24 protein-coding genes and 1 riboswitch are annotated in these 24,132 nt (G+C 41.3%); of the genes, 19 read left to right on the top strand and 5 right to left on the bottom strand.

All coding sequences use genetic code 11. The features are described 5' to 3' along the window. The first annotated feature begins 91 nt into the window (after window positions 1-91). Entirely contained in the window at window positions 92-685 is a 594-nt protein-coding gene (gene ruvA / locus RWM06_RS04105; protein ID WP_000273424.1) for a Holliday junction branch migration protein RuvA, read from the top strand. Between the two features lie 9 nt (window positions 686-694). Next, window positions 695-1,258, top strand: a complete 564-nt coding sequence (locus RWM06_RS04100; protein WP_313970205.1) for a DNA-3-methyladenine glycosylase I — start codon at window positions 695-697, stop codon at window positions 1,256-1,258. Window positions 1,259-1,342: 84 nt separating this feature from the next. Here the strand turns inward: RWM06_RS04100 and RWM06_RS04095 are convergent, their stop codons facing one another. The 4 genes from RWM06_RS04095 to RWM06_RS04080 all read right to left on the bottom strand — a co-directional run bounded on the left by RWM06_RS04095 (window position 1,343) and on the right by RWM06_RS04080 (window position 4,520). Further along, a complete protein-coding gene (locus tag RWM06_RS04095; RefSeq protein WP_000166114.1) occupies window positions 1,343-1,606 on the bottom strand; it encodes a SemiSWEET family transporter in 264 nt (87 codons plus the stop codon). Window positions 1,607-1,711: 105 nt separating this feature from the next. Then, on the bottom strand, window positions 1,712-2,746 hold the full coding sequence (locus RWM06_RS04090) for an LD-carboxypeptidase (RefSeq protein WP_313970204.1): 1,035 nt from the start codon (window positions 2,744-2,746) through the stop codon (window positions 1,712-1,714). Between the two features lie 140 nt (window positions 2,747-2,886). Beyond that, window positions 2,887-3,564 (bottom strand): DUF1129 domain-containing protein, encoded by a 678-nt coding sequence (locus tag RWM06_RS04085; protein WP_313970203.1) that lies wholly within the window; start codon window positions 3,562-3,564, stop codon window positions 2,887-2,889. A gap of 11 nt (window positions 3,565-3,575) precedes the next feature. Next, the gene (locus tag RWM06_RS04080; protein WP_000815623.1) at window positions 3,576-4,520 is read right to left on the bottom strand and encodes a magnesium transporter CorA family protein; all 945 of its coding nucleotides are present in this window, start codon (window positions 4,518-4,520) and stop codon (window positions 3,576-3,578) included. Window positions 4,521-4,651: 131 nt separating this feature from the next. On the opposite strand from RWM06_RS04080, the gene uvrA reads away from it, so the two are divergent. The 4 genes from uvrA (at window position 4,652) to spx (ending at window position 12,307) form a co-directional block, all read left to right on the top strand. Continuing rightward, window positions 4,652-7,483, top strand: a complete 2,832-nt coding sequence (gene uvrA / locus RWM06_RS04075) for an excinuclease ABC subunit UvrA (protein WP_313970202.1) — start codon at window positions 4,652-4,654, stop codon at window positions 7,481-7,483. Continuing rightward, window positions 7,476-8,537, top strand: a complete 1,062-nt coding sequence (locus RWM06_RS04070) for a Xaa-Pro peptidase family protein (RefSeq protein ID WP_049493919.1) — start codon at window positions 7,476-7,478, stop codon at window positions 8,535-8,537. The genes uvrA and RWM06_RS04070 overlap by 8 nt, the downstream gene beginning before the upstream one ends. Before the next feature lie 57 nt (window positions 8,538-8,594). Continuing rightward, a riboswitch (M-box (ykoK) riboswitch) is annotated at window positions 8,595-8,745 on the top strand. 367 nt (window positions 8,746-9,112) lie between these two features. Then, the gene (mgtA, locus tag RWM06_RS04065; protein ID WP_313970201.1) at window positions 9,113-11,773 is read left to right on the top strand and encodes a magnesium-translocating P-type ATPase; all 2,661 of its coding nucleotides are present in this window, start codon (window positions 9,113-9,115) and stop codon (window positions 11,771-11,773) included. Window positions 11,774-11,908: 135 nt separating this feature from the next. After that, window positions 11,909-12,307, top strand: coding sequence for a transcriptional regulator Spx (gene spx / locus RWM06_RS04060; protein ID WP_000591165.1), 399 nt, complete (start codon window positions 11,909-11,911; stop codon window positions 12,305-12,307). A gap of 47 nt (window positions 12,308-12,354) precedes the next feature. Here spx and RWM06_RS04055 read toward each other — a convergent pair whose 3' ends face one another. Next, window positions 12,355-12,537: a hypothetical protein gene (locus RWM06_RS04055; protein ID WP_296172471.1), complete on the bottom strand. Its 183-nt coding sequence runs from the start codon at window positions 12,535-12,537 to the stop codon at window positions 12,355-12,357. Window positions 12,538-12,570: 33 nt separating this feature from the next. Between RWM06_RS04055 and RWM06_RS04050 the strand changes: the two genes are divergently transcribed. The 13 genes from RWM06_RS04050 to RWM06_RS03990 all read left to right on the top strand — a co-directional run bounded on the left by RWM06_RS04050 (window position 12,571) and on the right by RWM06_RS03990 (window position 24,018). Further along, window positions 12,571-13,140 carry an SP0191 family lipoprotein gene (locus RWM06_RS04050; RefSeq protein WP_313970200.1) on the top strand — a complete coding sequence of 190 codons (570 nt, stop codon included), beginning with the start codon at window positions 12,571-12,573 and terminating at the stop codon, window positions 13,138-13,140. A gap of 86 nt (window positions 13,141-13,226) precedes the next feature. Then, window positions 13,227-13,493, top strand: a complete 267-nt coding sequence (locus tag RWM06_RS04045; RefSeq protein WP_000507059.1) for an IreB family regulatory phosphoprotein — start codon at window positions 13,227-13,229, stop codon at window positions 13,491-13,493. Between the two features lie 3 nt (window positions 13,494-13,496). Next, window positions 13,497-13,916: a Holliday junction resolvase RuvX gene (gene ruvX / locus RWM06_RS04040; protein ID WP_033609357.1), complete on the top strand. Its 420-nt coding sequence runs from the start codon at window positions 13,497-13,499 to the stop codon at window positions 13,914-13,916. A 15-nt stretch (window positions 13,917-13,931) separates the two neighbouring features. Continuing rightward, window positions 13,932-14,237, top strand: coding sequence for a DUF1292 domain-containing protein (locus RWM06_RS04035; RefSeq protein ID WP_000017620.1), 306 nt, complete (start codon window positions 13,932-13,934; stop codon window positions 14,235-14,237). 257 nt (window positions 14,238-14,494) lie between these two features. Continuing rightward, window positions 14,495-15,745: a folylpolyglutamate synthase/dihydrofolate synthase family protein gene (locus tag RWM06_RS04030; protein ID WP_313970199.1), complete on the top strand. Its 1,251-nt coding sequence runs from the start codon at window positions 14,495-14,497 to the stop codon at window positions 15,743-15,745. An 86-nt stretch (window positions 15,746-15,831) separates the two neighbouring features. After that, window positions 15,832-16,296 carry an SP_0198 family lipoprotein gene (locus tag RWM06_RS04025; protein WP_296172445.1) on the top strand — a complete coding sequence of 155 codons (465 nt, stop codon included), beginning with the start codon at window positions 15,832-15,834 and terminating at the stop codon, window positions 16,294-16,296. 137 nt (window positions 16,297-16,433) lie between these two features. Then, entirely contained in the window at window positions 16,434-17,966 is a 1,533-nt protein-coding gene (cls, locus tag RWM06_RS04020) for a cardiolipin synthase (protein WP_313970198.1), read from the top strand. 254 nt (window positions 17,967-18,220) lie between these two features. Continuing rightward, the gene (locus RWM06_RS04015) at window positions 18,221-19,774 is read left to right on the top strand and encodes a damage-inducible protein CinA (RefSeq protein ID WP_313970197.1); all 1,554 of its coding nucleotides are present in this window, start codon (window positions 18,221-18,223) and stop codon (window positions 19,772-19,774) included. A 119-nt stretch (window positions 19,775-19,893) separates the two neighbouring features. After that, a complete protein-coding gene (gene nrdD / locus RWM06_RS04010) occupies window positions 19,894-22,101 on the top strand; it encodes an anaerobic ribonucleoside-triphosphate reductase (RefSeq protein WP_313970196.1) in 2,208 nt (735 codons plus the stop codon). A gap of 11 nt (window positions 22,102-22,112) precedes the next feature. Continuing rightward, on the top strand, window positions 22,113-22,253 hold the full coding sequence (locus RWM06_RS04005) for a hypothetical protein (RefSeq protein ID WP_000521618.1): 141 nt from the start codon (window positions 22,113-22,115) through the stop codon (window positions 22,251-22,253). Between the two features lie 43 nt (window positions 22,254-22,296). Then, window positions 22,297-22,803 (top strand): GNAT family N-acetyltransferase, encoded by a 507-nt coding sequence (locus RWM06_RS04000; RefSeq protein WP_313970195.1) that lies wholly within the window; start codon window positions 22,297-22,299, stop codon window positions 22,801-22,803. Then, window positions 22,796-23,395 (top strand): anaerobic ribonucleoside-triphosphate reductase activating protein, encoded by a 600-nt coding sequence (gene nrdG / locus RWM06_RS03995; protein WP_313970194.1) that lies wholly within the window; start codon window positions 22,796-22,798, stop codon window positions 23,393-23,395. The genes RWM06_RS04000 and nrdG overlap by 8 nt, the downstream gene beginning before the upstream one ends. Then, on the top strand, window positions 23,392-24,018 hold the full coding sequence (locus RWM06_RS03990; RefSeq protein WP_313970193.1) for a phosphoribulokinase: 627 nt from the start codon (window positions 23,392-23,394) through the stop codon (window positions 24,016-24,018). Before nrdG ends, RWM06_RS03990 begins: the two co-directional genes overlap by 4 nt. The last annotated feature ends 114 nt before the right edge of the window (window positions 24,019-24,132 follow it).

Raw genomic sequence — 24,132 nt, 5'->3', positions numbered from 1 at the left:
TGATATATTTTGTCTGTGTTAATTTCTCCTCGCTCCTCGGATAAAGAAAATATGATATACTAGATAAACGAAATAAGAGAAAAGGAAAACTATGTACGAATATTTAAAAGGAATCATTACCAAAATCACTGCCAAATACATTGTTCTTGAAGTCAACGGTATCGGTTATATTTTGCATGTGGCCAATCCTTATGCCTACTCAGGACAAGTCAACCAAGAAGCTCAAATTTATGTGCACCAAGTCGTGCGTGAAGACGCCCATCTGCTTTATGGATTTCGCTCAGAAGATGAGAAAAAGCTCTTTCTCAGTCTGATTTCGGTCTCTGGGATTGGTCCTGTATCAGCTCTTGCTATTATCGCTGCCGATGACAATGCTGGCTTGGTTCAAGCCATCGAAACCAAGAACATCACCTACTTGACTAAGTTCCCTAAAATTGGTAAGAAAACAGCCCAGCAGATGGTGTTGGACTTGGAAGGCAAGGTAGTAGTTGCAGGAGATGATCTTCCTGCCAAGGTGGCAGTGCAAGCTAGCACTGAAAATCAAGAATTGGAAGAAGCCATGGAAGCAATGTTGGCGCTAGGCTACAAGGCAACAGAGCTCAAGAAAATCAAGAAATTCTTTGAAGGAACGACAGATACAGCTGAGAACTATATCAAGTCGGCCCTTAAAATGTTGGTCAAATAGGAGCAGAGCATGATAAAACGTTGTTCGTGGGTCAAGGTGACCAATCCGCTCTACATTGCCTATCATGATGAGGAGTGGGGGCAGCCCCTCCATGATGACCAAGCATTGTTTGAGTTGTTGTGTATGGAAACCTATCAGGCAGGCCTGTCTTGGGAAACGGTACTAAACAAACGCCAGGCTTTCCGAAAAGCCTTTCATGGCTATATAGTCAATCGTGTAGCTCAGATGACAGATGCGGAGTTGGAAGCCTTATTGACCAATCCAGCTATCATCCGAAATAGAGCCAAGATTTTTGCTACACGCGCTAATGCCCAAGCCTTTCTACGGTTACAGGCAGAATATGGCTCTTTTGATACCTATCTTTGGTCTTTTGTTGAGGGGAAAACTATTGTTAATGATGTTCCCGATTATCGCCAAGCCCCAGCTAAAACACCTTTGTCAGAGAAATTAGCCAAAGATCTCAAAAAACGAGGTTTCAAGTTCACAGGACCAGTCGCTGTCTTGTCTTTTCTACAGGCTGCAGGACTAGTTGATGACCACGAGAATGATTGTGAATGGAAAAGCAGGAATTAGTGTGTACAGGTAACTAGCATATCTGAGAATATAGAAAAAAGCTGAGAAATTTTTCCCAGCTTTTTATATATACTATTAGATTTGTTAGAGTGAAGTCAAAAAAGTGATTCCACCTAAAATAACACCAGCTGAATTTGGAATGATTAGTATCCAATCCTTCTTAGGTTCCTTTGTCCATCCATAAATAACCCAGATTAAGCAAGATATAGCAGCTGATAAAGGTTGAAATGGTTGAGCTTTATTTCCCTGTAAATTAGCGATAATTTGAGGTATGTAGGCAATAAATACTATAATTCCAATAAAGGCACCAATAGAACCTACGATTCGATTAATTTTTTGTTTTGTCATATACACCTCCTTCAAAAGGATATCATAGAAATTAGCGAAATGCAATAAATTCAGATACAAATTGTAACGAAAACCAATACAAAAGCACAAAAATAGAGAAACTATTTATTTTTCGTTATAGTCAAAGCGAATGACTTGTTCCTGTGCATCTACATGAGCATGGATTCCGAAGGGTACAATGGCTCTTGGAGTTGCGTGGCCGACATTTAGATTATAGATAATCGGGATATTGCTGTCAATAATATCCAATAGTGCCTCTTTATAGTTGTCATAGAAAGTTTCATCCATAGGTTTTCCGACCAAGAGTCCACTGATGACCGCAAATATGCCAGTGTCCTTTAAAGTACGCAACATCTTTTTGAAGTCTTCCGGCTCAGGCTTTTCTTCGCTTGTCTCTAGCAAGAGGATCTTTCCTTCCCAGTATGACAAGTCAGGGAAAAGTTTGTATTTTTGGCAGAGCTCCGTGCTATCTGCGTATCGAGAGTTGTCAAAGATATCGTAGAGAGATTCGAGGCAACCACCGAGGATTTTTCCCTCGAACTGGGCATTTCCTTGCAACAACTCAAAACCGGTATTTGCATGACTGATACGAGGTGTTCCCAGAGCCTTGGAACTAAAATCAGTTCGTTCCTCATACCAAACATTGCTAGGGCGGATTTCTGAGATTCTTCCCGTCTCAATCAATTCTTTAAAGTAGTGAAGGCTATAGGCCAGCATTTCTTTGTCTAATTCACAAATGTCTGCTAAGAAGGATTGACCATAAAAAGTCTTGATTCCTAGTTTATGCAACATGAGATGGTTCATAGTTGTATCCGAGAAGCCAAGAAAAATTTTTTGTTTGATAACCTTTTTGAGTTGGTCATTTTCAAAAAGATAAGGTAGCAAGCGATAGGTATCGTCTCCACCAATGGCACATAGGATTATATCGATGCTATCATCAGAAAAGGCATGAATCAAATCCTCTGCACGTGCTTCGGGATGGTCCTTGATAAAGTCTAAGCCTTTTAACGAATGGGGCAAAAAGATAGGATTGAGTCCCAGGTCCTTGAGACGTTGGATACCCAAGTCCACTTCGTGTTTGACAAAGTCCTCTCCGATAATGCCACTAGATAAACTAACAATACCAATAGTAGAAATCATATTTTATCCTCCTAGAAATAGATTGAGCCTATTTTATCACAAAAGATTAGATAGAGCTATGTGGGATGTCAGAAGAATGCTTTTAAATCAAGAAAGTAGTAAAAAAGCAACCGCACCTGCAGTTGCTTTTATCATTCGTCTTAATAGCGTGTTGGTCCTGCACTTGCGCTGCGGATATTCAAGCGTTTCTTGAGATAGAAGCGAAGGGCTAGGAGGGCTGCTCCGATAATAGCCAGTGGCACTGGAGCTAGTACTGGGTTAAGGCTAGCTGGTAGGAAGCTTGTTGCAAAGAAGACAAGCAACCAAAGGAACATAGAAGCTAGGATAACTAGTACAGACTTCCAGAAAGGTGGACGTTGACTGCGGTCCATATCTGGTCCATAATATTGGTAAACAAAGTAGTACATCAAGTAGAAGGCAAATCCACCAACCAGTCCAACTAGCAGAAGGGTAATCAAACCGTAACCGATAGCCTGATCTGCTGAGAAGAAGGTTGTGAGGGCGCTGACGAGGGCAAAGAGGCTAGTGATGAAAAGAGCTGAATCCATAATCATGAGTTTTGGATCATCATTTTCTTTTGGATGCTCTTTTTCATATTGTTCCTTGACAGTGAAACTATGAGCCCAATGAGTTGGTGCGCCATAGAGGGAACGAGCAGTCGTACCTTTGGCTTGCTCTTCAAGGATTTGGGGAATAACTTCCTCAAAAATAGCTTTAATTTCAGCATCTGTTTTCCCATCTTTGATGAATTGTTGGGTAGCGATGTGGATAAACTCTTGGTTTTTCTTTGTTAATTTTTGTAGATCAATCTGAGACATAGGAACTCCTCTTAGAACCATTTTTTATGGATGAGATAGAGAGTGAGCGAAACACTCATAGCGAAGGCGATAAAGACGATTAACCAGAAGGCATTTGGCTCGCCGTTTAGGGGGATTTCATTATCCTTAAAGTTCATTCCGTAGGCAGAAAAGACCATGGTTGGGATGGACATGACGATGGTCACAAGGGCCAAGGTTTTCATGATGTTGTTCTGGTTGTTGGAAATGATAGAGGCGAAGGTCTCTGTCATAGAATGCAAGACGTTTCCATAAATGTCTGCCATCTCGATGGCCTGTTGGGTTTCAATCAGGGTATCTTCAAGCAGGTCTTCGTCCTCAAGGTATTTCTTGATATTGCTGGTTGAGCTGGTCAATTTCTTAATCACGCGCTCATTTGTTTTGAGGGAGGCCTTGAAATAGACGATGGTTTTTTCTAATTCCATGAGCTCAATCAATTCTTCATTACGAGTTGATTGATGCAGTTGACTTTCGATTTGTTCACTCTTACGGTCAATCGAACGAAGGGCTGTTAGGTAGAGCTCTGCATTGCGATAGAGAATCTGGAAGATAAAACGTGAACGCATGAAGGTGTAGAAATTACGCAAGCGACGGTTGATAAAGACATCAAGGACCGGTAATGGTTCCAAACACGTAGTGATAATGGTTTCCTCGGTGATGATAATACCAAGCGGGATGGTTACGTAGTAGGTGCGGTTATTTCTTTCTTCTGTGACTGGCACGTCAACGATAATTAGGGTGTACTCGTCTTCAATCGTAATACGAGACATTTCTTCCGCATCGAGCGGTGCTCGAAGGTCAGCAATATCGATATCGAAGGCGTTGGCGATTTCGAGAGATTCATTTTGAGTCGGATTGACGAGATTGATCCAAGTACCCGGTTCAAGCGTATCGATCTCTTTAAATTCAGTTGTTGTAGAGAGAAAAACTTGTTTCATATCCCTTATCCTTTCTCATTTTTCATATTTTTTCACACCGTACTATTATACTACAAAATCGGCCTTTTGGGTAATAGAATCTCACTTTTTTTGGTATAATGGTAAGCAATAATGGACTAGAAAGAACAAAGATGCAAGATAAAATTGTCATTCATGGGGCGCGTGCCCATAATTTAAAAAATATTGATGTGGAAATTCCACGAGACAAGCTGGTTGTAGTGACTGGTTTGTCAGGTTCAGGGAAATCCAGTCTGGCCTTTGATACCCTCTATGCGGAGGGACAACGTCGCTATGTGGAGAGCTTGTCAGCCTACGCTCGTCAATTCTTGGGGAATATGGAGAAGCCTGATGTAGATGCTATTGATGGTCTTAGTCCGGCTATTTCCATCGATCAGAAAACGACTAGTAAAAATCCTCGCTCGACGGTGGGAACAACGACTGAAATCAATGACTATCTGCGTCTCCTCTACGCGCGTGTGGGGACGCCTTACTGTATCAACGGGCATGGAGCTATCAAGGCTTCTTCTGTGGAGCAGATTGTGGATAAGGTTTTGGAATTGCCAGAACGCCAGCGCTTGCAGATTTTGGCCCCTGTCATCCGCAAGAAAAAAGGACAGCACAAGAGCGTTGTTGAAAAGATTCAGAAAGATGGGTATGTTCGTGTCCGTGTGGATGGGGAAGTCTATGATGTGACCGAAGTGCCAGAGTTGTCTAAGAGCAAGCAACACAATATTGATGTCGTGGTTGACCGTATTGTTATCAAGGAGGGCATTCGTAGCCGTCTCTTTGATTCTATTGAGGCTGCCCTTCGTATCGCAGAAGGTTATGTCATTATCGACACCATGGACGACTCTGAGTTGTTGTTCTCTGAGCATTATGCCTGCCCAGTTTGTGGATTTACTGTTCCAGAGTTAGAGCCACGTCTCTTCTCCTTCAATGCCCCTTTTGGCTCTTGTAGTGAGTGTGATGGTTTGGGCATCAAGCTGGAGGTGGATAGGGATTTGGTAGTGCCAGATGCCAGCAAAACCTTGCGTGAGGGAGCGCTAGCACCTTGGAATCCTATCTCATCCAACTACTATCCAAACATGTTAGAGCAGGCTATGACAGCATTTGGAGTGGCTATGGATAAGCCTTTTGAAGATTTGTCAGAAGAAGACAAGAACTTGATTCTCTATGGATCTGATGGTAAGGAATTCCATTTCCACTATGAAAATGAATTTGGTGGTGTGCGCGATATCGACATTCCTTTTGAGGGAGTCGTCAATAATATCAAGCGTCGTTATCACGAGACAAACAGCGATTACACGCGCACCCAGATGCGCCTCTACATGAATGAGCTGACTTGCGGAACCTGTCACGGCTATCGTCTCAATGACCAGGCCTTGTCTGTCCGTGTGGGTGGCGAGCAAGGACCACATATCGGAGAAATCTCAGACCTGTCTATCGCTGATCACTTGGAATTAGTCAGTCAGTTGACTCTTTCTGAAAATGAAGCTATTATTGCTCGTCCCATTCTCAAGGAAATCAATGACCGTTTGACCTTCCTTAATAACGTGGGTCTTAACTATCTAACCCTGTCACGTTCAGCAGGGACCCTTTCAGGTGGGGAAAGTCAGCGTATTCGTTTGGCAACTCAGATTGGTTCTAACTTATCAGGTGTCCTTTATATTCTAGACGAGCCGTCAATCGGTCTTCACCAGAGGGATAATGACCGTCTGATTGCCAGTCTCAAAAAGATGCGTGACTTGGGCAATACTCTTATCGTAGTGGAACATGACGAAGATACCATGCGTGAGGCTGATTATCTAATTGACGTTGGTCCCGGTGCGGGAGTATTTGGTGGGGAGATTGTTGCTGCAGGTACGCCCAAACAAGTGGCTCGCAACAGCAAGTCTATCACAGGCCAGTACTTGTCGGGCAAACGTGCCATTCCAGTGCCAACAGAGCGCCGTGTGGGGAATGGTCGTTTTATCGAGATTACAGGAGCGCGTGAGAACAACCTGCAAAATGTCACAGCTCGCTTCCCACTAGGAAAATTCATCGCAGTGACAGGGGTATCAGGTTCAGGTAAATCTACCCTAATCAATAGCATTCTCAAAAAAGCTATTGCCCAGAAGCTCAACCGCAATTCAGACAAACCTGGTAAATTTAAGGCTATTACAGGGATTGAGCATGTAGACCGCTTGATTGATATTGACCAAAGTCCTATCGGACGAACGCCGAGGTCTAATCCAGCTACCTATACAGGAGTCTTTGACGATATACGTGACCTGTTTGCTCAGACTAATGAAGCCAAGATTCGAGGCTACAAGAAGGGGCGTTTCAGTTTCAACGTCAAGGGTGGTCGCTGTGAAGCCTGCTCAGGTGACGGGATCATCAAGATTGAGATGCACTTCTTGCCAGATGTTTATGTGGCTTGTGAAGTCTGCCACGGAACCCGCTACAACAGTGAGACCCTAGAAGTTCATTACAAGGAAAAAAATATCTCGCAGGTCTTGGACATGACTGTCAATGATGCGGTGGAGTTCTTCCAACACATTCCAAAAATTCAACGTAAACTTCAGACTATCAAGGATGTGGGACTTGGTTATGTGACATTGGGGCAACCTGCTACCACCCTTTCTGGGGGAGAAGCCCAGCGTATGAAGTTAGCTAGTGAACTCCACAAACGCTCGACAGGAAAATCTTTCTACATTCTGGATGAGCCGACAACAGGGCTTCATACTGAGGACATTGCTCGCTTGCTTAAAGTCTTGGCTCGCTTTGTCGACGATGGCAATACCGTCCTCGTCATCGAACACAATCTAGATGTTATTAAGACAGCAGACCATATTGTTGATTTGGGACCTGAGGGCGGTATCGGTGGTGGAACCATCATCGCAACAGGAACTCCAGAAGAAGTAGCGGCCAACAAAGCTAGCTACACAGGACAGTATTTGAAAGGAAAGTTACATCATGAATAAACGTGTACAAGCATTTCTAGCTAAAATGCAAGAAAAAGAACTGGATGGCATCATCATCAATAACCTTAAAAACGTCTATTATTTGACTGGTTTTTGGGGTTCAAACGGAACAGTCTTCATCAGCCGTGACCGTCAGGTCTTGGTGACAGACTCTCGCTATATCATTGCAGCCAAGCAAGAAACCAGTGGTTTTGAGATTGTGGCTGACCGTGATGAATTGGCTGTCATTGCAGGAATTGTTAAGGACATGGGTTTGTCTCGAATCGGTTTTGAAGATGAGATTTCAGTTTCTTATTACCACCGTATGCAGGCAGCTTTTGCAGGTTTGGACTTGCTTCCACAAACTCAGTTTGTTGAAGGTCTTCGCATGATTAAGGATGAGGCGGAGATTGCAGCTATTCGCAAGGCTTGTTCTATCTCAGACCAAGCTTTTCGCGACGCGCTTGACTTTATTAAGCCAGGAAAGACTGAGATTGAGATTGCCAACTTCCTTGACTTCCGTATGCGTGAGTTGGGAGCTTCAGGTTTGTCTTTTGACACTATCCTAGCCAGCGGTATCAACTCTTCTAAACCCCATGCCCATCCTATGCACAAACCAGTGGAGCTAGGAGAAGCCATTACAATGGACTTCGGTTGCCTTTATGACCACTATGTCAGTGATATGACACGGACTATCTATTTGGGGCATGTCAGCGACGAGCAAGCAGAGATTTACAATACGGTTTTGAAAGCCAACCAAGCCTTGATTGACCAGGCTAAGGCAGGATTAGGTTTCCGTGACTTTGACAAAATCCCTCGTGATATTATCATCGAGGCAGGCTATGGCGACTACTTTACCCACGGTATTGGACACGGTATTGGACTGGATATCCATGAGGAACCATACTTTAGCCAGACTTCTACAGAAACTATTAAGGCAGGTATGGCTTTGACTGATGAACCAGGTATCTATATCGAAGGCAAATACGGGGTTCGTATCGAGGATGATATTCTGATTACAGAGACAGGTTGTGAATTGTTGACCCTAGCTCCAAAAGAGTTGATAGTTATCTAAGAGTTAAACAACTCAAATGATTGACTTTTAAATTTTAAAGGTTTATACTGAAAGACGAAAACGGTAGGTGAGGCTACCATAGGGATACGGATGACTACCGCAAAGCAGTGGAGACACTACTCGTTGGTCAACAGTCCTGGTCGCGAAGGCCAAGACTAAGCTCATTACATTGCCCTATGGAGTTAAAGCTTGAACGAAAAACAGATAATTAGTTTTTTAATCCTGCCATTTTATGGTGGGATTTTCTACTGTTAAAAATAAAGAAAGGAGAAGAGTATGCAAATTGATGATCATCCAGAGCCGCAGTATATGAGTCAGTTACTGTTTTGTATACTCGCCTTTGAGATTTATACTCTTCTAAAATCAAATTCAAACCACGTCAACGTCACCTTGCTGTATATATGTTACTGACTTCGTCAGTTCTATCTACAACCTCAAAACGGTGTTTTGAGCAGCCTGTGGCTAGTTTCCTAGTTTGCTCTTTGATTTGCATTGAGTATTAGACAGTGAGTGACTCCTTGTTTAGAGTGAGAAAGTGAGTAAAAATTGCTATTCTCACTAAGGAAGGAGAATACATGAAAACTACAAAAGAAAGATTAGCGACAGCTATTCAAGTCCCTTTAGATGAGAGTCTAACTTTTTATCATACCAGTTTAAACGGATTGACAGAGGAACAAGTCGAAAAAAATCGTAGCCTCTATGGAGAAAATATGATTACCAAAGGCCAAGAAGATTCGATTTTGAAAAAGATTTACGAATCGATTATCAATCCTTTCACAATTATCTTGCTTGTCATTGCTACTATATCTTTAGTGACCAATGTTTGGTTGGCAAAACCAGGTCAAGAGGATCCCACGACTTCTATTATCATTGTTATCCTAGTCCTCATTTCTGGTGGCATTCGATTTGTTCAAGAACTCCGCAGTGATAAGGCAGCAACCAATCTTTCAAAAATGATTGTTAACACAGCGACTGTCATTCGTCAAGGGGAAATTCAAGAAGTACCTATCGATGATTTGGTAGTAGGTGATGTGGTTAAATTAAGCGCTGGTGATATGATTCCAGCAGATCTTCTTTTATTTGAGTCGCGCGATTTCTTTGTACAACAGTCTGGTTTGACAGGAGAAAGTGATGCAGTTGAAAAATTGGCCTTGACCAGGGCAATAGACCAACAATCTGATAGCCTTCTCGAAGCTGAATCCTTGGCCTTTATGGGAACCAATGTCTTGTCTGGTAGTGCCAAGGCTGTGGTTTTGGCGGTTGGTGATGCTACCATGATGGGAGCCATTGAGCAGACTCTAAACACCTATGATGAGCCTACTTCGTTTGAACGGGAGATGAATAGTATTTCTTGGCTCTTGATTCGCTTGATGTTGGTTATGGTTCCCATCGTTTTCTTGTCCAATGGTTTAACAGATGGTGATTGGTTAGAAGCAGGTGTATTTGCACTGAGTGTCGGTGTTGGATTGACACCTGAGATGCTGCCTATGATTATTACCGCTAGCCTAGCAAAGGGTTCTATTATCATGGCCAAGGAAAAAGTGGTTATCAAAAAACTCAATGCCATACAGGACTTAGGGGCGATTGATATCTTGTGTACAGATAAAACAGGAACTTTAACCCAAGATGAAATCGTTCTAGAATATCCCTTGGACATCCACGGGCGCTTGGATTTGACCGTCTTGAGACGGGCCTATCTCAATTCCTATTTTCAAACTGGTCTGAAAAATTTGATGGACAGAGCTATTATCAAGCGGACTGAAAAGGAAGCAAAAGAACACGCCCTCTTGCAAAATCTGGCTCAAACCTTTCAAAAAATCGATGAGCTTCCCTTTGATTTTGAACGCAGACGGATGAGTGTCATCGTCAAGGATGAGAACGAAGTGGTTAGTTTGGTAACCAAGGGTGCCCTAGAGGAAATGCTTGCGATTTCCAGTCATGCGGAATACCAAGGAGTGATTACTCCCTTGACAGATGCTATTAGAGAGGAAATTTTAGCAGAAGTCCGACAACTAAATCAACAAGGTTTGCGTGTCTTGGGAGTGGCCTATAAGTCAGGTTTGAGGGAAGGTCATGCCTATACAGTTGATGATGAAGGGGATATGATTCTAACTGGTTATTTAGCCTTCCTAGATCCTCCTAAACCATCTGCAGCACCAGCAATTAAGGCACTGTTAGAACATGGGGTTCAAACAAAGATTTTGACGGGAGACAATGAAAAAGTTACCCAAGCAGTCTGTGAAAAGGTTGGATTAGATATTAATCAGATGCTGTTAGGGTCTGAAATTGACCAGATGAGTAATCAAGAATTGGCCCAAGCTGTAGAGGAGGTAACAGTCTTTGCCAAACTTTCTCCTGACCAAAAAGCAAGGATTATTTTGCAATTTAAAGCCAATGGTCATGCTGTTGGCTATATGGGAGATGGAATTAATGATGCCCCTTCTATGAAAGTTGCAGATGTTGGGATTTCTGTTGATACAGCAGTAGATATTGCCAAAGAAACAGCTGATGTTATCCTACTTGATAAGGATCTTATGGTGCTTGAAAAAGGACTTGTTGAAGGGCGTAAGGTCTATGCCAATATGACCAAATATATCAAAATGACAGTGAGTTCTAATTTTGGGAATATCTTATCCCTATTGGTCTCTGGAATCTTTTTGCCATTTTTACCAATGGCACCAGTCCATCTGATTATCCTAAATCTAGTCTATGATTTGTCTTGTATTGCCTTGCCTTTTGACAAGGTGGACAAAGATTTTTTGAGAAATCCGCATATATGGGAAGCCAAGTCTATTACACGTTTCATGGTTTGGATGGGGCCTATCTCTTCTGCCTTTGATATTTTGACCTTCAGTTTGCTTTATTTTATCATTGTACCTATGACAACAGGTCAAACTTATGTTCATGGGGCAGAGTCTGCCGTAGGCTTTATTGTTTTGTTCCAAACGGGTTGGTTTATCGAGTCCATGTGGTCGCAGACCATGGTTATCCATATGCTGCGTTCAGCCAACATTCCTTTTTTACAAAGTCGTCCAGCTTGGCTAGTCCTTGTGACAACCTTATTGGCTGCAGCCTTTGTGACTTTCCTTCCCTACAGTCCACTAGCTAGCCTTCTTCATTTGACTCCTTTGAAACCGATTTATTTCATCTTTTTGATTTTTATCATCATTTTGTACATGATTAGCGTGACAATTGTGAAAAAAATCTATATCAAGAAATATAAAGAATGGCTGTAAATTTCATTTTGTCAAGAAAAAAGTACGAAAATGACGAAAAAAGTCAAAAAAATTTAAAAATAGGTCGCAAGTCGGATGTTTTTTATGGTATAATAGACTAAACTGATAGTAACATGTAGCGAAAGGGGTAGGTACATGATTAAAATTTATACAGTCTCAAGTTGTACTAGCTGTAAAAAAGCGAAAACCTGGCTCAATGCCCACCAGTTAAGTTATAAAGAACAAAACCTTGGTAAAGAAGGAATTACGAGAGAAGAATTACTGGATATTCTAACCAAAACAGATAACGGAATAGCCAGCATCGTTTCGTCTAAAAATCGCTATGCCAAAGCCCTTGGAGTGGATATTGAAGATTTGAGTGTCAACGAAGTCCTCAATCTGATTATGGAAACACCGAGAATTTTAAAGAGCCCAATCCTTGTAGATGAAAAACGCCTGCAAGTTGGCTATAAGGAAGACGATATTCGTGCCTTCCTACCACGCTCTGTCCGTAATGTAGAAAATGCAGAAGCACGTTTGCGTGCAGCTCTATAAACATCAAGGCTGGGAGCAATTCCCAGTCTTATTCTATTTTATACTCTTCAAAAATCAAATTCAAACCGCGTCAACGTCGCCTTGCCGTAGGTATGGTTACTGACTTCGTCAGTTCTATCCACAACCTCAAAACAGTGTTTTGAGCTGACTTCGTCAGTTTTATCTGCAACCTCAAAGCTGTGCTTTGAGCAGCCTGCGGCTAGTTTTCTAGTTTGCTCTTTGATTTTCATTGAGTATTAATCTCAAAAAGAAAGAAGAAAGAAATGAAAAAAATAGTTCTTGTTAGTCTAGCTTTCCTTTTTGTCCTGGTTGGTTGCGGGCAGAAAAAAGAAACTGGAACAGCTACAAAAACAGAAAAGGATACGCTTCAGTCGGCATTACCAGTTATTGAGAATGCTGAGAAGAATACAGTTGTAACCAAGACTTTAGTCTTGCCTAAGTCAGATGATGGTAACCAGCAGACCCAAACCATTACTTATAAAGACAAGACTTTTTTGAGTCTAACTATCCAACAAAAACGTCCAGTCTCTGATGAGTTGAAGACCTATATTGACCAACACGGAGTGGAAGAAACTCAAAAAGCTCTTCTCGAGGCAGAGGAGAAGGATGAGGCCATCATAGAAGCTCGTAAATTAGCAGGATTTAAGCTTGAAACCAAACTATTGAGTGCAACAGAACTTCAAACAATGACTAGTTTTGATTTTCAAGTTCTGGATGTCAAGAAGGCTTCTCAGTTAGAATATTTGAAGAACATTGGTTTAGAGAATCTCTTGAAGAATGAACCAAGCAAATATATTTCAGATAGATTGGTAAATGGCGCGACAGAACAGTAGAAAATCCAAATAAATAGACTGCCTGAATTGTAGAACGTAAGGAATTATGCTATAATGGTACTATTCTAAGGAAAGAGGGTGTTAGAATGGGATTTACTGAAGAAACAGTACGTTTTAAATTGGACGATTCCAATAAAAAAGAAATTAGCGAAACTTTGACTGATGTCTATGCTTCGTTGAACGATAAGGGCTACAACCCAATTAACCAAATCGTTGGTTACGTATTGAGTGGAGACCCTGCCTACGTTCCTCGTTATAATAATGCACGAAATCAAATCCGTAAATATGAGCGTGATGAAATCGTTGAGGAATTGGTCCGCTACTACCTTAAAGGACAAGGAGTCGATCTGTAATCTATGAGAATTATGGGATTGGACGTCGGTTCAAAAACGGTAGGGGTGGCTATTAGCGATCCGCTCGGTTTTACAGCTCAAGGGCTTGAAATCATCCAAATCAATGAGGAGCAAGGCCAATTTGGTTTTGACCGCGTTAAGGAGTTGGTTGATGCTTACAAGGTGGAACGATTTGTAGTGGGCTTACCTAAAAACATGAACAATACAAGCGGACCGCGCGTGGAAGCTAGTCAGGCATACGGAGCAAAGCTAGAAGAGCTTTTTGGTTTACCAGTAGACTATCAGGATGAACGCTTGACAACAGTTGCTGCGGAACGCATGTTGATTGAACAAGCAGATATCAGTCGCAATAAGCGCAAGAAAGTCATTGATAAGTTAGCAGCTCAGCTGATTTTACAAAATTATTTAGATAGAAAATTTTAATATAAAGGAGAGGCTATGTCACACGATCATAACCACGACCACGAAGAACGTGAATTAATCACACTAGTAGATGAGCAAGGAAATGAAACCTTGTTTGAAATCCTTTTGACCATTGACGGAAAAGAAGAATTTGGTAAAAACTATGTTCTTCTAGTACCAGTTAACGCAGAAGAAGACGAAGACGGACAAGTTGAAATCCAAGCTTACTCATTCATCGAAAACGAAGATGGAACAGAAGGTGAATTGCAACCAATCCCAGAAGACTCAGAAGACGAATGGAACATGATTGAAGAAGTCTTTAATAGTTTTATGGAGGAGTGATACAGTCTGGGAGACTGTATCAGCCCAACTCCTAGAAATTGGGAAGAGTTGGAACGTCCAGTGGACGTTTTTAGCCCTGCGCTAGAAAATAGAAACGCAGGCATATCCAGTGGATGTTTTTAGCCCACGTTAACATTCATAGTAGCTAGTTATTAGCTAACCAGGTAAGAGGTCGGGACGAAAATCCTGACCTCGTTTTTTGTTAGTCATCATACTTTGATGCGGTAATTGATTGGACTTTTGTCAAGGAGATATATATGTTTGAAGTAGAAGAATGGCTCCATAGTCGGATTGGTTTGAATTTTCGATCAGGTTTGGGCCGAATACAGCAAGCGGTGGATTTGTTGGGGAATCCCGAGAAGTCTTATCCTATTATCCACGTAACAGGAACTAATGGAAAAGGTTCTACCATTGCTTTCATGAGGGAGTTATTTATGGAGCATGGTAAAAAAGTTGCGACTTTTACATCCCCTCATATCGTCTCTATCAATGATCGAATCTGCATTAACGGGCAACCAATAGCTGATGCAGACTTCATCCGTTTGGCTAATCAGGTCAAGGAGATGGAGAAAACGCTTCTGCAAACCCATGACCAGTTGTCCTTTTTTGAATTGCTGACCTTGATTGCTTTCCTCTACTTTAGGGAACAAGAGGTGGATTTGGTTCTACTAGAAGTGGGAATTGGTGGCTTACTTGACACAACCAATGTGGTAACTGGAGAACTTGCTGTCATCACTTCCATCGGACTTGACCATCAGGAGACTCTGGGTGACAGTATAGCAGCAATCGCAGAGCAGAAAGCTGGTATTTTCAAGGCTGGTAAAAAGGCAGTGATTGCGAAATTGTCTTCAGAAGCTAGACTTATTTTTCAGAAAAAAGCAGACTCTTTAGCTGTTGACCTTTATCAGGCAGGTCAGGATTTTTCAATGCTGAATGGGGATTTTTCAAGCTCTTTGGCTAACCTTTCACAGTTGAAAATAGGTTTAGAAGGAGCTTATCAGCAGGAAAATGCGGCCTTGGCGCTACAAACTTTTCTTCTCTTTATGAGAGAAGGAAAGGAATCTATTGATGAGCAGGCTGTAAGACAGGCTTTAGTGCAAACCTATTGGGCTGGTCGTTTAGAGCGTATTCGTCCTCAGATTTATTTGGACGGCGCTCATAACCTCCCTGCCTTGACTCGCTTGGTTGAGTTTATCAAAGAAAAAGAGCAGGAAGGTTATCGTCCTCAAATCCTATTTGGAGCCTTGAAACGTAAGGATTATCAAGGGATGTTGGCTTATCTGACTGAAAATTTGCCTCAGGTGGAACTCAAGGTGACTGGCTTTGACTATCAGGGGGCTTTGGACGAAAGGGATGTGATAGGTTACGATATAGTTTCTTCTTACCGAGAGTTTATCAGCAGTTTTGAAGAAAGAGCAGATACGCAGGACTTGCTGTTCGTTACAGGGTCTCTCTATTTTATCTCAGAAGTACGGAGCTACCTGCTGGACCGTGAGCAGATAAATTGACCACATTTTTTGAACTTGTTATACTAGGAGGACTACTAATTAGAAGGAAATTTTTCTATAAATTGGTAGAAGAAAGGAAATTCATCATGAAATTAAAAACATTCACACTTTCTCTTGCTTCTCTAGCAAGTCTTAGTCTTTTAGTAGCTTGTTCACAGAGAGCTCAACAAGTTCAACAACCAGTAGCTCAATCGCAAACTCAACAAACTCAGCAATCACAACCTGCTGTTTCATCGTCTACAGAAAATAGCAACCAGGCAGCAACAAGTTCTTCACAAAATACAGTTACAGCCCAACCAACCAATATTGATGGAACTTATACTGGTCAGGACGAAGGAGACCGTATCACTTTAGTGGTAACTGGAACAACTGGTACATGGACACAGGTAGAAACTGACGGAGATCAAGAAATCAAGCAGGTTAGCTTCGATGCCGCCAATCAACGCATGATTATTGGAGATGATGCCAAGATTTATGCAATTAATGGAAATCAGATGATTATTGACGATATGGATAGAGACGCTTCAGATCGTATCGTTTTATCAAAATAGACTAGAAGGAGACTGGATTTGTCGGTCTCTTTTACTTTTACTTAGAAAATGATGATAAATACTTGCCTTCTATCGAATACCTGCGCTATACTAGTATCAATTACCTGTTTTATCATTCAAAATATCAAGGAGGGGATATGAAATATAGGAAATTTCAATTATTGATGTCCAAGTATGGCTTTAGTCTTTTGATTATGCTACTTGAACTTTCTCTTGTTTTTGGTCTCTTTCTTTATTTAGGGCGCATGGCTCCTATTCTATGGATTATTGTCTTGATCTTTATGAGTATGGCAACTATTGTCGCAATTGTCAATCGCTCCATGGCGCCTGAAAGCAAAGTAATGTGGCTAGTGGTAACTTTTGTTCCTGTCATCGGACCCTTGCTCTATCTGATGTTTGGTGAAAGGCGATTGTCAAAAAAAGAAATCAAGCAGTTGAACAGACTTGGTTCTATGCATTTTCGGGAGGATAACAGTAAAGCACTCCGCCAGAAATTGAAGGAAGATGATAAGGCGGCTTACGGAGTTATCAAATCTTTGTTGAGTATGGATAGCAATGCCGATGTCTATGATCGAACAGACTCACAATTCTTTTCTTCGGGTGAAAGCATGTGGCAACATATGTTGGAAGACCTCAAGAAAGCTGAGAAGTTTATCTTTCTAGAGTACTATATTGTCGAAGAAGGTCTGATGTGGAATAGCATACTAGATATACTAGAGCAAAAGGCAGCTCAGGGTGTAGAGGTCAAGATGCTCTATGATGATATCGGCTGTATGGCGACTTTACCTGGAGACTATACTGTTCAGCTTCGTAGTCGAGGAATTGAAGCCCATAAGTTTAACAAGGTGATTCCTCGTTTGACAGTAGCTTACAATAATCGAGACCATCGTAAAATCCTTGTCATAGATGGTCAGATAGCCTATACAGGAGGAATTAACTTAGCCGATGAGTACATCAATCATGTAGAACGCTTTGGCTACTGGAAGGACAGTGGGATTCGCTTAGATGGTTCTGGTGTCAAGGCTCTAACTCGTCTCTTTTTGATGACCTGGTATATCAATCGTGGGGAAATCAGCGATTTTGATCAGTATCACTTGGAAAATCAGTCTTGTTCTGGCCAAGGGCTCTGCATTCCTTACGGTAGTGGACCCAAGCCTATCTTCCGTACTCAGGTAGGGAAAAAAGTTTATCAAAGTTTGATTAATCAGGCTACTGATTCAGTCTATATCACAACACCCTATTTGATTATTGACTATGATTTAACTGAGAGTATTAAAAATGCAGCTATGAGGGGTGTTGATATCCGCATTGTAACACCTTTCATTCCAGATAAAAAATTAATCCAACTTATTACAAGAGGGGCCTATTCGGATTTGTTATCGGCAGGAGTAAGAATTTTTGAGTATAGTCCAGGCTTCATTCACAGTAAACAAATCTTAGTAGATAAGGACTTTGCTGCAGTTGGAACCATTAACTTAGATTACAGAAGTTTGCTTCACCACTATGAAAATGCAGTTTTGCTATATAAAACGGCATCAATCACAGAGATTCAAAAAGATTTTGAGGAGATTTTTTCAGTATCTCAAGAAATTTTCCCTCATACGATAAAAAATAGCTGGTATCAGAAATTGATTAAGGAAATTGCCCAGTTATTCGCCCCTATCTTATAAGAAATCTAGGACTGAGGACACAAACCAGTCCTATTTTTCTTTCTTTTTACGAATAAGAAGATATAGGGGGAACGATGCTGACTCAGAAAGAATTGAACTATATCACGACATTTAAACAGACACATTTACACCGATTTCGAGAAATTGAAACCTTTGTGAAACTATGTAAAAAATCACTCAAACAGCCATCGCAAGCTGACAATTCTAGGTCTTTTTGATATACTAAGACAGATAAATTGAATAGGAGAAACGACATGGCTGTATATGGCAGAATAGAAGAAGTATCCGAAACGATACAGAGTGATGGAATAGAAAATAGACTGGATAGGAACCTTGAATCGAACCTTGGAAAAGAAGAGCGCCTAGCTTTCCCGTTTTTCAGATTCATCATCGGAAGTACGATTGCGACGGTTTTTTCTGTGGTAGTTCCTTTACTTTTAGATATGGTAAGTCCTTCTCAGGCGCAGGATTTGTATATTGGGTGGGCTTTGCATCAGGGAGGACAGCTATACAGTAGTTATTATGCTGATCAAGGTCTTCTTTATTATTTACTACTTTACTTTACCCAAGGAGGCATCCTTTTTGCCTTGGTAGAATGGCTAGCCCTCTTAGGAGGAGGATATTTCCTCTTTTCTGCAACTGACTATCTGACGGGACAAAGGGAACAAGCTAAGCAACTCCTAACGATATTTTATATTTTGGTATCTGGTCTAGGTTTTGGAGGAGGCTATGCTACGATTGTAGCTCTCCCATTCTTATTTGCAGGCTTTTCTTTAGTAGCAGGCTATCTGGCAAATCCTAATCACGATAAAGGATTTTTACGTTTGGGGATTTTCTTGGCTCTATCATTTTTCATAGAACCCCTAACTAGTCTTCTATTTATTGTAGCGATAACTGTAGGGTTATTGGTCTTTAATATTGGACATGGACGCTTTATACATGGAATTTATCAATTTTTTGCGACAGCACTTGGTTTTTCTATCCTATTTTATCCTTTAGGCTACTATGTCATCATTTCAGGAGGTTTTGGAGAGGCTTTAAGTAGATTTTTGTATCCATTTACCTCTATGATTACTTTTACTAATCCCCAGTTAGTAGAAAATACTTTATTCTATGGTCTATTAACCTTTGGATTAGGAGCTTTCATTCTTATTTTTCTCGGTTTGTTCCAATCTAAAGCATCTAGATTATATGTCATCTCAGTACCAGCTAGCTTTGTTTTCTTATGTGTACTAGCCTTGTTGCTTTTTTCTCAAGAACCTCTTCACGGTTCGCGTTTGATTCTAATCCTTCCATTTTTACTCCTTCTTTTGATGACCAGTATTCGTGGGGAACACTCGGGAAGGATAGCACGTCGTCGGAGAAGAGAGGAAGTTCCAACTTTATGGAAAAAATTTATGAGGGGAAATCTCTACTTACCGATTCTAGTAGTGGTTTATCTAATTGCAATTCCTCTTGTAGCTCGTTTTGTCTTGCATCCAGCTTCTTATAGTGAACAACATCAAGTAGTGGATAGAATAAAACAAGAGACAAGTGAGGGAGACCAAATCTATATCTGGGATTCTCATGTTCAGATTTATAAAGAAAGCCAGCGTTTGGCTGGATCCATGTTCTCATCACCTCTTCTCTACACGAATACAGAAGAAAATAAAACTAGTTTGATTAATGATTTAAAAGAAAATCAACCCAAGATGATTCTTGTGAATGACAAGGTGCCAGTCTGGTCTGAAGTAGAAACAATTTTGAAAGAAAATTACCAACAAGTAAAGACCGATTACTCAGAGTTTAAAGTCTATAAAATTAAATAACCAAATCAATATCTTGTGTATTTTTAAAAATTTTAGGATTTTTAACACAAGATATTGATTTTTCTTTTTAGAGTGGTATAATACTTTTTAGAAAGAACATTTTAGAAAAGAGCATGCATATGATTGCACTAGAAGAAAAAATTATAATTTTGCCAACTCTCTTCGTCGAGAAACGAGATGGGAGACGTGTTGTATTTGATGTGGACAAGATTGACAAGGCTCTCCACAAGGCGGCTGACAAGGTTATGGATGTGACACCCTTGGTTGAAAAGCGCCTAAATGCTCTGACCGAGCGTATTGTCACAGAAATTCATAGTCGCTTTCCACAGGGAGTTAAGATTTACGAAATTCAAAATATCGTAGAACATGAACTCCTTGAAGCCAAAGAATATGCGCTAGCTGAGGAGTATATTACTTATCGGACACAAAGGGATTTTGAGCGTTCAAAAGCGACGGATATCAACTTTAGCATCCATAAACTTCTCAACAAAGACCAGGCAGTTGTCAATGAAAATGCTAATAAAGACAGTGATGTCTTTAACACTCAGCGTGATTTGACAGCAGGTATTGTTGGGAAATCAATCGGACTGCAAATGCTTCCTAAGCACGTAGCCAATGCCCACCAAAAAGGGGATATCCACTATCATGATTTGGACTACAGTCCCTATACACCTATGACCAACTGCTGTTTGATTGATTTCAAGGGGATGTTGGAAAATGGTTTTAAGATTGGAAATGCAGAGGTAGAAAGTCCCAAGTCTATCCAGACTGCGACAGCTCAGATTTCCCAAATCATCGCCAACGTTGCTTCTAGCCAGTACGGAGGCTGTTCAGCTGACCGTATCGATGAAGTCTTGGCTCCTTATGCAGAGAAGAATTACCAAAAACACCTCAAAGATGCAGAAGAGTGGGTTCTGCCTGAAAAACGGGAAGATTACGCTTGGAAGAAAACGCAAAAGGACATCTATGATGCCATGCAATCTCTTGAGTATGAAATCAATACTCTCTTCACTTCAAATGGACAAACACCTTTTACTTCGCTAGGTTTTGGCTTGGGAACCAATCGTTTTGAGCGTGAAATTCAAAAAGCAATTTTAAACATTCGTATCAAGGGGCTTGGTTCAGAACACCGTACAGCTATCTTTCCTAAACTTATTTTTACGCTAAAAAGAGGACTCAATTTAGAGGAAGGAACTCCAAACTACGACATCAAGCAGTTGGCTCTTGAGTGTGCAACCAAGCGAATGTACCCAGATGTTTTATCTTACGATAAGATTGTTGACTTGACAGGCTCCTTCAAGGTGCCTATGGGTTGTCGTTCGTTCCTTCAAGGATGGAAGGATGAAAATGGTGTTGAGGTCAATTCAGGCCGTATGAATCTGGGTGTTGTGACGGTTAACTTACCTCGTATCGCCCTTGAATCTGAAGGAGATATGAACAAGTTCTGGGAAATCTTCAACGAGCGTATGAATATCGCAGAAGATGCTCTTGTTTACCGTGTCGAACGGACCAAGGAAGCTACACCAGCCAATGCTCCTATCCTCTATCAGTACGGTGCTTTTGGTCATCGTCTAGGTAAAGAAGAAAGCGTTGACCAGCTCTTTAAGAATCGTCGGGCAACCGTTTCGCTTGGTTACATCGGTTTGTACGAGGTAGCGACTGTTTTCTTTGGTAACAGCTGGGAAAGTAATCCAGATGCTAAGGAATTCACGCTAGATATCATTCGCGATATGAAACGCCGTGTAGAAGAGTGGTCTGACCAATATGGCTACCATTTCTCTATCTACTCAACACCGTCCGAAAGTTTGACAGACCGTTTCTGCCGACTAGATACAGACAAATTTGGTTCTATTCCTGATATTACAGATAAGGAATACTACACCAACTCTTTCCACTATGATGTTCGTAAAAATCCAACACCGTTTGAAAAATTGGACTTTGAGAAAGTCTATCCAGAAGCAGGTGCGTCAGGTGGTTTCATCCATTACTGTGAGTATCCAGTCCTCCAGCAAAATCCAAAGGCCTTGGAAGCTGTCTGGGATTATGCTTATGACCGTGTAGGCTATCTAGGCACCAATACTCCGATTGACCGTTGCTACAAGTGTGACTTTGAAGGGGATTTTGAACCAACTGAGAGAGGATTTGCTTGTCCAAACTGTGGCAATAGTGACCCTAAAACCGTAGATGTGGTCAAACGGACTTGTGGCTATCTAGGCAATCCTCAAGCGAGACCGATGGTAAACGGCCGTCACAAGGAAATCGCAGCGCGTGTCAAACATATGAATGGTTCAACGATTAAAATAGCTGGGCATCAAGTAACAAATTAGAAAGAAATGAAATGGGAAAATATCAATTAGACGATAAGGGGCGTGCACAAGTGACCCGTTATCACGAGAAACACTCTAAAGGTGGAGCTGGTAAAAAAGAACGCTTGCTCAACCTCAGAGAACAGTTTTTAAACAAGAACAAGAAAAAATAAAAGTGAGAGTTAGCTCTCGCTTTTCTCATAGTGGGAGGTAAGGATGGAACTACGCAGACCAAGATTGGCAGATAAAGAAACAGTTTTAGAGATGATGGCAGAGTTTGAAAAATATCAGTCGCCTCACGACGGTGGTTTCTGGAATACAGAAAATTTTTCTTATGAGGAATGGTTGGAAAGTAATCAGAATCAGGAAATGGGGATTAATTTGACTGAAGGATGGGTTCCCGCAATTCAGTTAGTAGCTTTTTCTGTGAAAGGTAGAGCAATTGGATTTCTTAATCTCCGGTTGCGCCTCAGTAACTTTCTACTAGAAGAAGGTGGTCACATTGGTTACTCCATTCGTCCATCAGAAAGAGGCAAGGGTTATGCTAAGGAAACTCTCCGTCAGGGCTTGCAAGTTGCTAAGGAAAAGAACATTAAGAAAGCTCTTGTAACCTGTAGCGTGAATAACTCTGCTAGCAGAGCAGTCATTCTAGCAAATGGAGGAATTCTTGAAGATGTTCGTGATGGAGTTGAGCGTTATTGGATAGAGGTAGCGAATGAATAATCCAAAACCACAAGAATGGAAAAGCGAGGAACTCAGTCAAGGACGTATCATTGACTACAAGGCCTTTAACTTTGTGGATGGAGAAGGTGTGCGGAACTCCCTCTATGTATCAGGCTGCATGTTTCACTGCGAGGGATGCTATAATGTTGCGACTTGGTCTTTTAATGCTGGCATTCCCTATACAGCAGAATTAGAAGAACAAATCATGGCAGACCTTGCCCAGCCCTATGTTCAAGGATTGACCTTGCTGGGAGGGGAACCTTTTCTCAATACTGGCATTCTTTTGCCACTCGTGAAGCGTATTCGGAAAGAATTGCCAGACAAGGACATCTGGTCTTGGACGGGCTATACATGGGAAGAAATGATGTTGGAAACTCCAGATAAACTGGAACTCTTATCATTGATTGATATTCTTGTCGATGGACGATACGATCGAACTAAGAGAAATCTCATGCTCCAGTTTCGAGGTTCGTCCAATCAACGCATCATAGATGTGCAAAAATCGCTCAAAAGTGGGCAAGTAGTGATTTGGGACAAGCTCAATGACGGAAAAGAAAGCTATGAACAGGTGAAGAGGGTGAAGAGAGAGTGAAGAAAAACGAGTTAATAGAAGGACTGGTTTCAGAGATAGAAACTGGAAAAGTCAGGACACTGGGAATATACGGTCATGGGGCTTCGGGTAAATCAATCTTTACACAGGAATTGTACCAAGCTTTAGATTCTACTACAGTAAATTTGCTAGAGACAGATCCTTATATCACCTCAGGACGCCATCTGGTAGTACCAAAGGACGCGCCTAATCAAAAGGTGACAGCCTGTCTGCCAGTGGCGCATGAATTGGCAAGTTTGCGGAGAGATATCTTAGCCTTGCAGGCGGATATGGATGTCTTGACAATTGAAGAGCCTTGGAAGGCTAGTGAGGTCTTGTCAGGAGCCAAACCAGTTCTGATTGTCGAAGGGATGTCTGTAGGCTTTTTACCCAAGGAACTCTTTGACAAAACCATCTGTTTCTATACGGATGAGGAGACCGAATTAAAGCGGCGTCTAGCTCGAGATACGACAGTGAGAAATCGCGATGCATCCTTTATATTTGCTAGCCATCAGATGAGACGGGAGCAATATCTACAATACTATAAAGAAACTGAGTTAAGGGCGGACATTCTAGTAGACCAATCAGAAGGTAAATTTGAGGTCAAGAGGAGTCAGTTTATATAGAAGAAAATCCCTAATTTTAGAAAGAAAAAGTAGGAAAACAGTTTCATTTTAAAAAAACGAAAAAACAGCAACAAATCCCTTGCAATCGCAGGGGCTTTGTGTTATTCTATTATG

The organism is uncultured Streptococcus sp. (assembly GCF_963516575.1).
Classification (GTDB): Bacteria; Bacillota; Bacilli; order Lactobacillales; family Streptococcaceae; genus Streptococcus.
Note: the sequence above shows the minus strand (reverse complement) of the source record. Positions and strands in the feature narration are given on the sequence as shown.

Excerpts from the sequence above, each read along its gene's own strand:
- ruvA (WP_000273424.1), top strand. The coding sequence starts at position 92 with ATGTACGAATATTTAAAAGGAATCATTACCAAAATCACTGCCAAATAC.
- RWM06_RS04100 (WP_313970205.1), top strand. The coding sequence starts at position 695 with ATGATAAAACGTTGTTCGTGGGTCAAGGTGACCAATCCGCTCTACATT.
- RWM06_RS04095 (WP_000166114.1), bottom strand. The coding sequence starts at position 1,606 with ATGACAAAACAAAAAATTAATCGAATCGTAGGTTCTATTGGTGCCTTT.
- RWM06_RS04090 (WP_313970204.1), bottom strand. The coding sequence starts at position 2,746 with ATGATTTCTACTATTGGTATTGTTAGTTTATCTAGTGGCATTATCGGA.
- RWM06_RS04085 (WP_313970203.1), bottom strand. The coding sequence starts at position 3,564 with ATGTCTCAGATTGATCTACAAAAATTAACAAAGAAAAACCAAGAGTTT.
- RWM06_RS04080 (WP_000815623.1), bottom strand. The coding sequence starts at position 4,520 with ATGAAACAAGTTTTTCTCTCTACAACAACTGAATTTAAAGAGATCGAT.
- uvrA (WP_313970202.1), top strand. The coding sequence starts at position 4,652 with ATGCAAGATAAAATTGTCATTCATGGGGCGCGTGCCCATAATTTAAAA.
- RWM06_RS04070 (WP_049493919.1), top strand. The coding sequence starts at position 7,476 with ATGAATAAACGTGTACAAGCATTTCTAGCTAAAATGCAAGAAAAAGAA.
- mgtA (WP_313970201.1), top strand. The coding sequence starts at position 9,113 with ATGAAAACTACAAAAGAAAGATTAGCGACAGCTATTCAAGTCCCTTTA.
- spx (WP_000591165.1), top strand. The coding sequence starts at position 11,909 with ATGATTAAAATTTATACAGTCTCAAGTTGTACTAGCTGTAAAAAAGCG.
- RWM06_RS04055 (WP_296172471.1), bottom strand. The coding sequence starts at position 12,537 with ATGAAAATCAAAGAGCAAACTAGAAAACTAGCCGCAGGCTGCTCAAAG.
- RWM06_RS04050 (WP_313970200.1), top strand. The coding sequence starts at position 12,571 with ATGAAAAAAATAGTTCTTGTTAGTCTAGCTTTCCTTTTTGTCCTGGTT.
- RWM06_RS04045 (WP_000507059.1), top strand. The coding sequence starts at position 13,227 with ATGGGATTTACTGAAGAAACAGTACGTTTTAAATTGGACGATTCCAAT.
- ruvX (WP_033609357.1), top strand. The coding sequence starts at position 13,497 with ATGAGAATTATGGGATTGGACGTCGGTTCAAAAACGGTAGGGGTGGCT.
- RWM06_RS04035 (WP_000017620.1), top strand. The coding sequence starts at position 13,932 with ATGTCACACGATCATAACCACGACCACGAAGAACGTGAATTAATCACA.
- RWM06_RS04030 (WP_313970199.1), top strand. The coding sequence starts at position 14,495 with ATGTTTGAAGTAGAAGAATGGCTCCATAGTCGGATTGGTTTGAATTTT.
- RWM06_RS04025 (WP_296172445.1), top strand. The coding sequence starts at position 15,832 with ATGAAATTAAAAACATTCACACTTTCTCTTGCTTCTCTAGCAAGTCTT.
- cls (WP_313970198.1), top strand. The coding sequence starts at position 16,434 with ATGAAATATAGGAAATTTCAATTATTGATGTCCAAGTATGGCTTTAGT.
- RWM06_RS04015 (WP_313970197.1), top strand. The coding sequence starts at position 18,221 with ATGGCTGTATATGGCAGAATAGAAGAAGTATCCGAAACGATACAGAGT.
- nrdD (WP_313970196.1), top strand. The coding sequence starts at position 19,894 with ATGATTGCACTAGAAGAAAAAATTATAATTTTGCCAACTCTCTTCGTC.
- RWM06_RS04005 (WP_000521618.1), top strand. The coding sequence starts at position 22,113 with ATGGGAAAATATCAATTAGACGATAAGGGGCGTGCACAAGTGACCCGT.
- RWM06_RS04000 (WP_313970195.1), top strand. The coding sequence starts at position 22,297 with ATGGAACTACGCAGACCAAGATTGGCAGATAAAGAAACAGTTTTAGAG.
- nrdG (WP_313970194.1), top strand. The coding sequence starts at position 22,796 with ATGAATAATCCAAAACCACAAGAATGGAAAAGCGAGGAACTCAGTCAA.